General features: G+C 67.5%; 10 protein-coding genes. 6 read left to right on the top strand and 4 right to left on the bottom strand.

What is annotated here, in order from left to right:
* Positions 1–322: 322 nt before the first annotated feature.
* The 6 genes from H6A07_RS00955 to H6A07_RS00930 all read left to right on the top strand — a co-directional run bounded on the left by H6A07_RS00955 (position 323) and on the right by H6A07_RS00930 (position 7193).
* Positions 323–1660: an ABC transporter substrate-binding protein gene (locus tag H6A07_RS00955; protein ID WP_342636532.1), complete on the top strand. Its 1338-nt coding sequence runs from the start codon at positions 323–325 to the stop codon at positions 1658–1660.
* An 86-nt stretch (positions 1661–1746) separates the two neighbouring features.
* Complete coding sequence (locus H6A07_RS00950) at positions 1747–2589, top strand: ABC transporter permease subunit (protein WP_204812451.1); 843 nt, start codon at positions 1747–1749, stop codon at positions 2587–2589.
* Positions 2589–3434, top strand: a complete 846-nt coding sequence (locus tag H6A07_RS00945) for a carbohydrate ABC transporter permease (RefSeq protein ID WP_204812449.1) — start codon at positions 2589–2591, stop codon at positions 3432–3434. The genes H6A07_RS00950 and H6A07_RS00945 overlap by 1 nt, the downstream gene beginning before the upstream one ends.
* Before the next feature lie 16 nt (positions 3435–3450).
* The gene (locus tag H6A07_RS00940; protein WP_204812447.1) at positions 3451–4500 is read left to right on the top strand and encodes a substrate-binding domain-containing protein; all 1050 of its coding nucleotides are present in this window, start codon (positions 3451–3453) and stop codon (positions 4498–4500) included.
* A complete protein-coding gene (malQ, locus tag H6A07_RS00935) occupies positions 4497–5996 on the top strand; it encodes a 4-alpha-glucanotransferase (RefSeq protein WP_204812444.1) in 1500 nt (499 codons plus the stop codon). Before H6A07_RS00940 ends, malQ begins: the two co-directional genes overlap by 4 nt.
* An 18-nt stretch (positions 5997–6014) precedes the next feature.
* Positions 6015–7193, top strand: coding sequence for an ABC transporter ATP-binding protein (locus H6A07_RS00930; protein ID WP_204812442.1), 1179 nt, complete (start codon positions 6015–6017; stop codon positions 7191–7193).
* 218 nt (positions 7194–7411) lie between these two features.
* Here the strand turns inward: H6A07_RS00930 and ilvC are convergent, their stop codons facing one another.
* The 4 genes from ilvC to ilvD form a co-directional block, all read right to left on the bottom strand.
* Positions 7412–8410, bottom strand: coding sequence for a ketol-acid reductoisomerase (gene ilvC, locus H6A07_RS00925; protein WP_204812440.1), 999 nt, complete (start codon positions 8408–8410; stop codon positions 7412–7414).
* 76 nt (positions 8411–8486) lie between these two features.
* Positions 8487–8966 carry an acetolactate synthase small subunit gene (gene ilvN, locus H6A07_RS00920; RefSeq protein WP_204812438.1) on the bottom strand — a complete coding sequence of 160 codons (480 nt, stop codon included), beginning with the start codon at positions 8964–8966 and terminating at the stop codon, positions 8487–8489.
* Positions 8966–10846: a biosynthetic-type acetolactate synthase large subunit gene (ilvB, locus tag H6A07_RS00915; RefSeq protein ID WP_342636522.1), complete on the bottom strand. Its 1881-nt coding sequence runs from the start codon at positions 10844–10846 to the stop codon at positions 8966–8968. Before ilvB ends, ilvN begins: the two co-directional genes overlap by 1 nt.
* Entirely contained in the window at positions 10843–12507 is a 1665-nt protein-coding gene (ilvD, locus tag H6A07_RS00910; RefSeq protein WP_342636521.1) for a dihydroxy-acid dehydratase, read from the bottom strand. Before ilvD ends, ilvB begins: the two co-directional genes overlap by 4 nt.
* Positions 12508–12925 lie beyond the last annotated feature (418 nt).

The raw sequence follows: 12925 nt of genomic DNA, 5'->3' as shown, positions 1-12925 counted from the left end.
GTCTCCCGCGCGGGCGCCCGGCCCGAAATAACGTACAGAATCAAGCACCACTATCTATATCCGCAGGTAAAAATAACGTACTTGTCGAATTCTGTACGTTATTTCTGGGCAGTCGGCGGGTCGCCGCTTGGAACCCTTTCCAATTTAGGCCGTTGTTTCGTGAGTGGTAGCAAATCGCCGCCAGCCGGTTCCTGAAAGAAATACCAGTTGAACGTCGTACTTTGGCGTGCCATAGTACAGCCAACGGAAATGAAACGTTTCCAAATCAAACGAGAAGAACCGGGAGCGTTTCGACAGAGACGGCAGGAGGGAGCACGTTATGTTGATGAAGCGGCGTCAGTTCGTGCAGGCGGGCCTCGGGCTCATGGCGGGCGCGGGCGCGCTCGCGCTCGCGGGCTGCGGCGGCGACCAGAGCAACGGCGGCGACAAGCAGGCCGCCGGCAAGGTCTACTACCTCAACTTCAAGCCCGAGCAGGACGCGCAGTGGCAGGAGCTCGCCGAGGTCTACACCGAGGAGACCGGCGTGCCCGTGACCGTCATGACGGCCGCATCCGGCCAGTACGAGACCACCCTCAAGTCCGAGATGGCCAAGACGGAGGCCCCGACGCTCTTCCAGGTGAACGGCCCGGTGGGCCTGGCGTCCTGGAAGGACTACTGCTACGACCTCGACGACACCGACATCATGGGCCAGCTCACCAAGGACGACTATGCCCTCAAGGGCGACGACGGCAAGACCAAGGGCATCGCCTACGTCATCGAGTCCTACGGCATCATCTACAACAAGTCCCTGCTCGAGCAGGCCGGCTACAGCGCCGAGGACATCACCAACTTCGATAGCCTGAAGAAGGTCGCCGAGGACATCACCGCCCGCAAGGACGAGCTGGGCTTCTCGGCCTTCGGCTCGGCCGGCATGGACGGCTCCTCCGACTGGCGCTTCAAGACGCACCTCGCCAACCTCCCGATCTACTACGAGTACAAGGCCGACGGCATCGACACCACCGACGCCATCAAGGGCACCTACCTGCCCGAGTACCGCCAGATCTGGGACCTCTACATCAACAACGCCACCTGCGACCCCACGCAGCTCTCCACCAAGACCGCCGACGACGCCACCGCCGAGTTCGTGACCGGCCAGTGCGTGTTCTACCAGAACGGCACGTGGGAGTACGCCAACGTCGCCGACGTCGGTGACGAGAACCTCGGCCTGCTGCCGATCTACATCGGCGTGGACGGCGAGGAGGACCAGGGCATCTGCACGGGCTCCGAGAACTACTGGTGCGTGAACAAGAACGCCTCCGAGGACGACATCAAGGCGACGCTCGACTTCATCAACTGGTGCGTCACCTCCGACACGGGCGTCAAGGCCATGTGCGGCTCCGAGGGCGCGATGCCCTCCGGCGAGGCCGGCATGGGCTTCGTGATCCCGTTCGAGGCCAACCTCGAGTCCACCAACGTCCTCAACAACCTCGCCGACGAGATCAACGCCGACAAGACCCCGGTGAAGTGGTGCTTCTCGACCATGCCCTCCGAGGAGTGGAAGAACGGCGTTGGCTCGGCGCTGACCACCTACGCGGCCGACCAGACCGACGCCAACTGGGACGCCGTCAAGACCGCCTTCGTCGACGGCTGGGCCACCGAGGCTGCGGCGGCCAAGGCATAAGCCCGTCCGCCCAGCGTTCCCGTCCCCTTTTCGGGCGGTGGGTGCTCCCTTCACCCACCGCCCCTTCCATAGGGAGAGGAGGTCCCGTGGAAAAGGCGATCAAGAAGTACCTGCCCATCTTCGTGCTGCCCACGCTGCTGGCGTTTCTCATCGGCTTCGTGGCGCCGTTTTTGCTCGGCCTGTGGCTGTCGCTGTGCGACTTCACCACGGTCACCGACGCGCAGTTCGTGGGCTTCTCGAACTTCGTCCTGGCGGTGCAGGACACCGTCTTCCAGCACTCGTTCTGGTACACGGCGCTCTTCACCGTCGTGTCCGTCATCGTGATCAACGTGGTGGCGTTCGCGATCGCCCTCGCGCTCACCAAGAAGCTGCGCGGCACCAACCTGTTCCGCACGGTCTTCTTCATGCCCAACCTCATCGGCGGCATCGTGCTCGGCTACATCTGGCAGCTCATCTTCAACGGCATCCTCGCGCAGTACTCGCAGGCGCTGAACCTCAACGAGTGGTACGGCTTCGTGGGCCTGGTCATCCTCGTGGCGTGGCAGCAGATTGGCTACATGATGATCATCTACATCGCGGGCCTGCAGTCCATCCCCGGCGACGTGCTCGAGGCGGCCGAGATCGACGGCGCGAGTGCGTGGCGTCGGCTCGTCGACGTCACCATCCCGATGATGATGTCGTCGATCACGATCTGCATGTTCCTCTCGCTGACCAACGGCTTCAAGCTCTTTGACCAGAACCTGTCGCTCACGGCCGGCGAGCCGTCCAAGATGTCCGAGATGCTCGCCCTGAACATCTACAACACGTTCTACGGCCGCGTCGGCTGGGAGGGCGTCGGCCAGGCGAAGGCGGTCATCTTCTGCCTCATCGTCGTGGCGATCGGCCTCATCCAGCTCCGTGCGACGCGCTCGAGGGAGGTGCAGCAGTGATGGCAACCAGGAAGGAGCGCCGCGCCCTCAACTGGGCCGGCTCGGGCCTCATGGCGTTTCTGTGCGTCGTGTGGCTGCTGCCCGTCGTGGTGGTGCTGTTCAACTCGTTCAAGAACAAGCTCTTCATCAACCTCGAGCCCTTCACGCTTCCCACCGAGGAGACGTTCATCGGGGCCGAGAACTACCTGACGGCGATCGACAAGTACGGATTTCTCGACTCCGTTGGCTGGACCGTGTTCATCACGGTGGGCTCGGTCGCGGTGATCCTCATCTGCTGCTCGATGTGCGCCTGGTACATCACGCGTGTGCAGAACCGCTTCACCAAGGCCGTCTACTACCTGTGCGTCTTCTCGATGGTCGTGCCGTTCCAGATGGTCATGTTCACGCTCTCCATGATCGCCGACCGCCTGGGCCTCTCCACCCCGTGGGGCATCATCGTCATCTACCTGGGCTTTGGCGCGGGGCTCGCGGTGTTCATGTTCTGCGGCTTCGTGAAGACCATCCCGATAGAGATCGAGGAGGCGGCGCTGATCGACGGCGCGGGCCCGATTCGCACGTTCTTCACCGTGGTCATCCCCATCATGAAGCCCACGTTCATATCTGTCGGCATCCTGCAGACCATGTGGATCTGGAACGACTTCCTGCTGCCGTACCTCGTGCTCGACACCACCGAGTACAAGACGATATCCATCGTGATCCAGTTCATGAAGGGCTCCTACGGCCGCGTGGACATGGGCGCCATCATGGCGGCGCTGATCATGGCCGTCATCCCGGTGGTCGTGTTCTACCTGTCGTGCCAGAAGTACATCATCAAGGGTGTCGCGGCGGGCGCCGTCAAGGGCTAGGACGAGAGGGGGCGTCGTGGACATCAGGGACATCGCGCGGCTGGCCGGCTACAGCGTGGGCACCGTCTCCCGCGTGCTCAACGACCACCCCGGCGTCAGCGACCGCGCCCGCGACCGCGTGCTCGAGGTGGTGCGCGAGGTGGGCTACGAGCCCAACACCAACGCGCGCCATCTCAAGATGCGCGGGCGCGCCTCCTTTGCCATCATGGTCAAGGGCATGCAGAACATGCTCTTCAACGACCTGATCGAGAAGGCCGAGGGCCTGTTCGCGGCGGCCGACGAGGAGGTCCGGGTCCACTTCGTGGACGAGGACGCCGACGAGGTCGCCCGCGCGGCGCATCTCGACCGGATCCGCCATCCCAAGGGGTTCCTCTTCCTGGGCGGCGACCCGAACAACTTCCGCGCGGGCTTCGACCAGATCGGCGTCCCCTGCGTGCTGCTCACCAACACGGCGGAGGACTGGGGGCTCCGGGGCCTCTCGAGCTTCTCGACCAACGACGTCGAGGCGGCGGGCGCCGTCATCGACTACCTCTGGGAGTGCGGGCACCGCCGCATCGGCATCCTGGGCGGCAACCGCGAGCTCAGCGAGGTCTCCACGCACCGGCTCGCGGGCGTCGAGCGCGCCTTCGAGCGCCACGGCGCCACCTTCGACGCCGAGCGCTGCTACGAGCCCTGCCGCTTCTCGATGGGGGAGGGCTATCAGGCGGCCATGCGCCTTCTGGAGCGCGCGGACGACCTGACGGCGGTCTTCGCCTTCGGCGACGTGATCGCCCTCGGCGCGCTGCGCGCGATCTCCGACCGGGGGTTCCGCGTTCCGGTCGACATCTCGCTCGTGGGCTTCGACGGCGTGGACGTCTCGCAGTACTGCGTCCCGCGGCTCACGACGGTCCGCCAGGACACCGGGCTTCTCGCCCGCAAGGGGGTGGGCGCGCTGCTCGCGGCCGCTCGAGAGGGCGAGCCCGCCGGCGTGCACGAGGCCGTGCCCTTCCGGCTGCTGCGCCGCGAGAGCGTCCTCTCCCTGGCGCCTGCGGCGCCCCGTCCCGCCCGTCAGGAGGTGGCGTCATGAGACGAGCCGGCATCCTGATGAGCGTGACCTCGCTGCCCTCCCCGTGGGGGATCGGCACGCTGGGCGCCGCCGCGCGCGAGTTCGTGGACTTTCTCGCCGCGGCGGGGCAGAGCGTGTGGCAGCTCCTGCCCGTCGGTCCCACCGGCTACGGCGACTCGCCCTACCAGACCTTCTCGGCCTACGCGGGCAACCCCTACCTCATCGACCTCGACGACCTCGCCGCCGAGGGCCTGCTCGAGCGCTCGGAGTACGAGGGGCGCCCCTGGGGCGACGACCCGCTCCGCGTGGACTACGGGACGCTCTTCCGCGAGCGTTGCCCGGTCCTGGAGCGGGCGGTCCGGCGGCTGCGCGAGACGCGCGCCGGCGAGCTCGCGGCCTTCTGCGCTCGCGAGGCGGCATGGCTCGAGGACTACGCCCTCTTCATGGCAATCAAGGACGGCCAGGGCGGGGCGAGCTGGGACACGTGGCCGGACGGCCTGCGCCGTCGCGACCCGGACGCGCTCGCCGCCGCACGCCGCGAGCTCGGCGAGAAGATCGAGTTCTGGAAGGGCGTCCAGTGCCTCTTCTTCCGGCAGTGGGAGCGCCTCCGGGACTACGCCGGGCGCGCCGGCGTCCTGCTCATGGGGGACATCCCGATCTACGTGGCCCCCGACGGCGCGGACGTGTGGGCGCGTCCCGAGCAGTTCCAGCTCGACGAGCGCCTCGTCCCAACGGAGGTGGCCGGCTGCCCGCCGGACGGCTTCGCGGCGGGCGGGCAGCTCTGGGGCAACCCGCTCTACGACTGGGCGCGCATGGCCGAGGACGGCTACGCGTGGTGGGTCGCGCGCGTCGCGCACCAGCTCAAGCTCTACGACATCCTGCGCATCGACCACTTCCGGGGCTTCGACTCCTATTACGCCATCCCCTTCGGCGCGCCGGACGCGCGCGACGGGCGCTGGCGCGAGGGGCCGGGCATGGAGCTCTTCGAGCGGCTGCGCGCGACGTGCGGCACCGAGCGCCTCGTCGCGGAGGACCTCGGCTACCTCACGGACTCCGTGGCGCGCCTGCGCGAGGAGACGGGCCTGCCGGGGATGCGTGTCCTGGAGTTCGCCTTCGACAGCGTGGACGGCAGCGGAAGCGTCTACCTGCCGCACTCCTACCCGCGCGACTGCGTGGCCTACGTGGGCACGCACGACAACGACACCGCGCTCGGCTGGCTTGGGCACGCCTGCGCGGACGACGCGGCGCGCGCCCGCAGCTACCTCGGCCTCAGCGAGGCCGAGGGCGAGGCCTGGGGCATGATGCGCGGCATCTGGACGTCGGTCGCGGACACCGCGATCGTGCAGATGCAGGACGTCCTCGCCCTGGGCGGCGAGGCGCGGATGAACACGCCCTCCACGGTGGGGGACAACTGGAAATGGCGGGCGCCCGCAGGCTACGCGACGCCCGAGCTCACGCGGCGGCTGCGGCGGCAGATGGAGCTCTGCGAGCGCATCCCCGCGCCCGGCGACCGATAGGGAAGGAGAGGGTCACACATGGCTCAGGTATCCATCAAGCACGTCGAGAAGGTCTATCCCGCCGCGACGGGCCACCGGCACAAGCCCAAGAAGGGCGCCAACCTCAAGGTCACCGACGAGGGTGTCCTCGCGGTCGAGGACTTCAACCTGGAGATTGCCGACGGCGAGTTCATCGTGCTCGTGGGCCCCTCGGGCTGCGGCAAGTCCACGATGCTGCGCATGGTGGCCGGTCTCGAGGAGATCACGCGCGGCGAGGTCTGCATCGACGGGCGCGTGGTGAACGACGTCATGCCGCGTGACCGCGACATCGCGATGGTCTTCCAGAACTACGCGCTCTACCCGCACAAGACGGTGCGCGGCAACATGGAGTACCCGCTCAAGCTCCGCAAGGTGCCCAGGGACGAGATGAACCGGCGCGTGGAGGAGGCGGCGCAGATTCTGGGCATCACCGCCCTTCTCGACCGCAAGCCCAAGGCCCTCTCCGGCGGTCAGCGCCAGCGCGTGGCCATCGGGCGCGCCATCGTGCGCGAGCCCAAGGTGCTGCTCATGGACGAGCCGCTCTCCAACCTGGACGCCAAGCTGCGCAACCAGATGCGCTCGGAGATCATCAAGCTGCGCCAGCGCATCAACACCACGTTCATCTACGTGACCCACGACCAGACCGAGGCCATGACGCTCGGGGACCGCATCGTGGTCATGAAGGACGGCATGGTGCAGCAGATCGGCACGCCGCAGGAGGTCTACGACTCGCCGGCCAACGTCTTTGTGGCGGGCTTCATCGGCGTGCCGCAGATGAACTTCTACGACGCGCGCCTCGTGCGCGACGCAGACGCCTATCGCGTGGAGCTCGACGGCATCTCCGTGCCGGTCTCCGCCGAGAAGTGCGCGCGGCTCGCGGCGCAGGGCGTGGGCGACTGCGACGTCACGCTCGGCGTGCGCCCGGAGAACATCGAGCTCGCTGATGCGGGCGACAGAAGCGCGCTCACCGGCACCGTGGAGGCCACCGAGATGATGGGCAGCGCCGTGCACCTGCACGTCAACGTCGACGGCAAGGACTCCATCATCATCCTGCAGAACGTCGAGGAGGACGGCCGGCACCCCTCCGACATCAAGGTGGGCGACAAGGTGTCGTTCGCCTTCGGCGGCTCGGTCGTGCACCTCTTCGACCGCGAGGCGGGGACCAACCTGGAGCTCTAGGATTGCGGGCGGCCCTTCAAGAGTGTCGGCCGGGAGTGTCGGCTCAGCTGACAGATTATGAGCGGGAGTGTCGGCCGGTTCTCGCCTTTCGTCAAGGAGTGTGGGGCCCGGTGCCCGCAGATGCCGACACATATGTGTGCGGGCAGGGAATCGACCGAAAAGGGGCCCGGTGCCGTGCGGCGCCGGGCCCCTGCGTGCCGAGAGGACGTTCTTATCGGCTAGTCCTTCTTGATCCAGCTGAACATAGAGCGGATCTTCTCGCCGGTCTTCTCGATGGGGTGGGAGTTGATCTCCTCGCGCTTCTCGAGCAGCCACTTGTGGCCGTTGTTGCAGTCGTCGACGAACTCCTGCGCGAAGGAGCCGTCCTGGATGCGGGCCAGGATCTCCTTCATCGCGGCGCGGGACTGCTCGTTGATCACCTTGGGGCCGGCGTAGTACTCACCGTACTCGGCGGTGTTGGAGATCGAGTAGTTCATGAAGTGGATGCCGCTCTCGTACATGAGGTCGACGATCATCTTCATCTCGTGGTAGACCTCGAAGTAGGCCAGCTCCTCGGGGTAGCCCGCCTCGGTGAGGGTCTCGAAGCCGGCCTTGACCAGCTCGACGAGGCCGCCGCAGAGCACCGCCTGCTCGCCGAAGAGGTCCTCCTCGGTCTCCTCCTTGAAGGTGGCCTTGATGATGCCGGAGCGGGCGCCGCCGACGCCCCAGCAGTAGGAGAACACGATGTCCCAGGCGTCGCCGGTGGCGTCCTGGTAGACGCAGGCGAGGTCGGGCACGCCGGAGCCCTCGGTGTACTGGCGGCGCACGATGTGGCCCGGGCCCTTGGGCGCGCACATGATGACGTTGACGTCCTCGGGGGCCTTGATGTAGCCGTAGTGGATGTTGAAGCCGTGGGCAAAGGCGAGGGTGTCACCGGGCTTGAGGTGGTCCTTGATGTGCTCCTCATAGACCTTGGGCTGGGTCTCGTCGGGGACGAGCATCATGATGACGTCGGCCTCCTCGGCGGCGTCGTCCATGCTCATGACCTTGAGGCCGGCCTCCTGGGCGGCCTGGGCGGACTTGGAGCCCTCGCGCAGGCCCACGCGGACGTCCACGCCGGAGTCCAGCAGGTTCAGCGCGTGGGCGTGGCCCTGCGAGCCGTAGCCGATGATGGCGACCTTCTTGCCCTGGATGACGCTCGGGTCCACGTCCTTCTCGTAGTAGATGTCGACGGCCATGTTCTTCTCCTTTGCTTGAGCCGTTGATGCCATTTCGTCCGCCGAGAAGATCGACGGGTGGTGCCGTTTTTGCGCCCTACTGCGCGCCGCGCGACATCGCGATCTTGCCGGTGCGCGTGAGCTGCTTGATGCCGTAGCTGCGGAAGAGGTCCTCCATCGCGTCGAGCTTGCTCGCGGTGCCGGTGGCCTCGATCGTGAGCGTGTTCTTTCCCACGTCGACGACCTTGGCGCGGAAGACATTGGCGATCTCGATGACCTCGTGGCGACGCTCCGGGGCGGCCTGCACCTTGAAGAGGACGAGCTCGCGCTCGACGGCCTCCTCGTAGGTGAGGTCGGAGATCTTGTAGACCGAGATGAGCTTGTGCAGCTGCTTGGTGATCTGCTCGAAGCCCACCTCGTCGGCCTCCACGATGATCGTCATGCGCGAGAGGCTCTCGTCCTCGGTGGGGGCCACGGTGAGCGACTCGATGTTGAAGCCGCGACGGCTGATGAGGCCCGTGACGCGGCTGAGCACGCCCGGCTTGTTCTCGACAAGAACCGAGAGCAGGTAGTTCATCACTCATCAACTCCTTCGTGGGACGGCTTGACGCGCGGGCGCCCGGCCTCGCCGAAGCCCTTCTCGCTGACGCGGACGCCGCCGAGCGTGACGTCGAGGGCGCCGATGATGTCGTCGATCGGGGCGCCGGGGGCGACCATCGGGTAGACGGTCTGCTCGGCGGGGATGCGCACGTCGAGGAGGTAGGGCTCCTCGGAGGCGAGCATCTCGTCGAGGGCGGCGTCGACCTCCTCGGGCTTCTCGATGCGCCGCGCGCGCCAGCCGTAGGCGTCGGCGAGCTTCACGAAGTCGGGGTTGTCGGCGAGCTCGGTGAACGAGTAGCGGTCGTGGTAGAAGAGGTGCTGCCACTGGTGGACCATGCCGAGGGCGCGGTTGTCGATGATGAGGACCTTGACGTTCACGCCGTTGATCTTGGCGGTGGCCATCTCCTGGCTGTTCATCTGGAAGGAGCCGTCGCCGGCGATGCAGACGACCTGCTCGTCCGGGCAGCCGATCTTGGCGCCGATGGCGGCGGGGAAGCCGAAGCCCATCGTGCCGAGGCCGCCGGAGGAGATGAACGTGCGGGCGTGCTCGCGGTGGATGTTCTGGAGGGCCCACATCTGGTGCTGGCCCACCTCGGTGGTCACGATGGACGCGTGCGGGTCGAGCTTGTCGGAGAGCGTCTCGAGAAGGACCTCGGGCGCGATCTTGCCCTCGTAGTCCGCGAAGTCAGGGGTGTAGAACGGCCAGCGCTCGCGCCAGGAGAAGACCTCGTCGCGCCAGGCCTCGCACGTCGAGCGGGCGTCCATCTTGGCCAGGCGCTCGTTGACGGCGCCGAGGACCACCTTGACGTCGCCGACGATCGGCACGTCGGGGTTCACGATCTTGCCGATCTCGGCCGGGTCGATGTCGATGTGGATGATCTTGGCGTGCGGGGCGAACTCGTCGACCTTGCCGGTCACGCGGTCCGAGAAGCGCGCGCCGCAGGCGATGATGAGGTCGGACTCGGTGACGGCCATGTTGGCGTACTTGGAGCCGTGCATGCCCACGGGCCCGAGGTTGAGCGGGTTGGAGCAGGGGATGGCGGCCTTGCCCATGAGGGTCGTGACCACGGGGATCTGCATGCGCTCGGCGAGCTCCACGAGCTCGGGGCAGGCGTGCGACGCCACGACGCCGCCACCGGCCATGATGAGCGGGCGCTCCGCCTCGCAGATGAGCTCGGCGGCCTGCTTGACCTGCTTCGCGTTGCCCTTGTAGGTGGGGCGGTAGCTCGGAATGCTCACGGTGTCCGGATAGTGGAAGACCATCTCGGAGCCGGAGAGGTCGCTCGGAATGTCGATGAGCACGGGGCCGGGACGGCCCGTCGAGGCGATGTAGAACGCCTCACGGAAGGTCCTGGTGAGCTCGTCGGTGGACTGCAGCAGGAAGCTGTGCTTGACGATGGGCATCGTGATGCCCACGATGTCGGACTCCTGGAAGGCGTCGGTGCCGATGACGCCGCGCGTGACCTGGCCCGTGATGACGACGAGGGGCACGGAGTCCATGTAGGCGGTGGCGATGCCCGTGACCGTGTTGGTGGCGCCGGGGCCAGAGGTGACGAGCACCACGCCGACCTTGCCCGTGGCGCGCGCGTAGCCGTCGGCCATGTGCGTGGCGCCCTGCTCGTGGCGGGCGAGCACGTGGTGGATCTTCTTGGAGTCGTAGAGGGCGTCGTAGATCTTGATGGCCTGGCCGCCGGGGTAGCCGAAGATAGTGTCCACGCCCTCGGCCTCGAGGCTGGCGATGATGGCCTGCGCCCCGGTCATGGTCTTGCCCTCGTGCTCGGTGTGGCTGCCCGGCCCGAACGGGCGCCCCTCGATGGCGCGCCGCCGCCGGGCGATCTTCTCCTCAACGGTGATCATGAGAGGTAGGCCCCCTTGTCTGCGCTCGTGACCAGCCTTGCGTAGCGGGAGAGGACTCCCGTGGTGTACTTGGGCGCGGGCGGCTCCCACGCGGCGCGGCGCTCGGCGAGAACCTCGTCGGGCACGTCCAGCGTGAGCGTGCCAGCCTGGATGTCGATGTCGATGACGTCGCCCTCCTGGACGAGCGCGATCGGGCCGCCGGCCGCCGCCTCGGGGGAGACGTGGCCGATGCACGGGCCCTTGGAGGCGCCGGAGAAGCGCCCGTCGGTGATGAGGGCCACCGAGCTCGCGAGCCCCATGCCGCAGATGGCGGAGGTGGGGGTGAGCATCTCGCGCATGCCGGGGCCGCCCGAGGGGCCCTCGTAGCGAATGACCACCACGTCGCCCGGGTTGATGGCGCCGCCGAAGATGGCCTGGCAGGCCGCCTCTTCGGAGTCGAAGACGCGCGCGGGGCCGCTGTGCCGCCACATCTCGGGCGCGACGGCGCTCTTCTTGACCACGCCGCAGTCCGGCGCGAGGTTGCCGCGCATGACCTTGAGGCCGCCGTCGGGGGAGTAGGCGTTGTCCACGCTGCGGACGACCTCGCCGTCCACGGGCGGGCAGGCGGCGACCCACTCGGCCATCGTGCCGTGGCAGGTCACGGCAGAGAGGTCGAGGTGCCCGGTGCGGCCGAGCTCGCCGATGATGGCCGAGACGCCGCCCACGTCGTTCAGGTCCTGGATGTGGAGCGGGCCCGCCGGCGCGATGCGGACGATGTTGGGGGTCTCCGCGCTGGCGCGGTCCCAGTCCTCCATCGTGACGGGGCAGCCGGCCGCCTGCGCGATGGCCGTGAGGTGGAGCATCGTGTTGGTGGAGCCGCCGAAGGCCATGTCGAGCACCATGCCGTTGTGGATGGCGGCCGGGGTGAGGATCTGGCGGGCGGTGACGTTCTTCTCGACCAGCTCCATGACCTTCATGCCCGTCTTCTTGGCGAGCCGGATGCGCTCGGAGTAGACGGCGGGCACCGTGCCGTTGCCGGGAAGGGCGATGCCCAGGGCCTCGGCGAGGCAGCAGATGGAGTTGGCGGTGAACATGCCGGAGCAGGAGCCGCAGGTGGGGCAGGCCGTACCCTCGAGCCAGTGGCACTCCTCCTCGGTCATGGTGCCGGCCGTGACCTGGCCCACGGCGTCGAAGAGGGAGTTGAGGTCGGTCTGGCCGCCGTCGCGGCCGCGCCCGGCGAGCATGGGGCCGCCGGAGACGAGCATTGTGGGGATGTCCAGGCGCGCGGCGGCGATGAGCATGCCGGGGACGATCTTGTCGCAGCTGGGGATCAGCACCATCGCGTCGAACTGGTGGCCCTGGACCGCGCACTCAACGCTGTCCGCGATGACCTCGCGGCTGGTGAGGCTGTAGTGCATGCCCTCGTGGTTCATCGCGATGCCGTCGCACACGCCGATGGTGTTCACCTGCAGCGGCGTGCCGCCGGCCATGCGAACGCCGGCCTTGACGGCGTCGGCGATCTGCTGGAGGTGGAGGTGCCCGGGGATGACCTCGTTCTGGGCGGAGATGACGGCGACGAGCGGCCGGTCGAGCTCCTCGTCCGTGAGGCCGTCGGCCTTGAGGAGGCTCCGGTGCGGCGCGCGTGCCAGGCCCCGCTTGATGGCGTCGCTTCTCAGTTCCACGTGTCCCTCGCTTTCTCTTGCGCGTGTCCTGCGTCTGGCGAGAAATGCGAGGCGTGGCCTCGAAGCCCGTCACGGTGGGCGCCGGCGCGCGGTACTTCTCGGCGCGGTGGCGGGGGTGGCCCGCCGGGCGGCGCGGAGGTTCTCGCGAGCTGCTCGAGGGAGTGTTCGGGGCCGTCCGGCGCGGGTTCTCACGCTGCCCGCTCGCTGTGGGACGGATGCGGCCCGTACTGGCCCTGTCATCGCATTTGCTCAGTGAGGGGTACTCTACGCGCGCCGTGTTTCCGGGACGTGACCATCCGTGAACGGCTTGTTTCCTCCCGCGAGCGGCGCCCGGGCCGCGCGCCCTTCTCGCCTGCGGTTTGTACCGGTGGCCCCTCCCGAGCATTCAGTCTGGCGAGAAAAACGTCCGTTTGGGAGG

Source organism: Olsenella uli, assembly GCF_016899935.1.
GTDB classification, from domain to species: domain Bacteria; phylum Actinomycetota; class Coriobacteriia; order Coriobacteriales; family Atopobiaceae; genus Thermophilibacter; species Thermophilibacter uli_B.
Note: the sequence above shows the minus strand (reverse complement) of the source record. Positions and strands in the feature narration are given on the sequence as shown.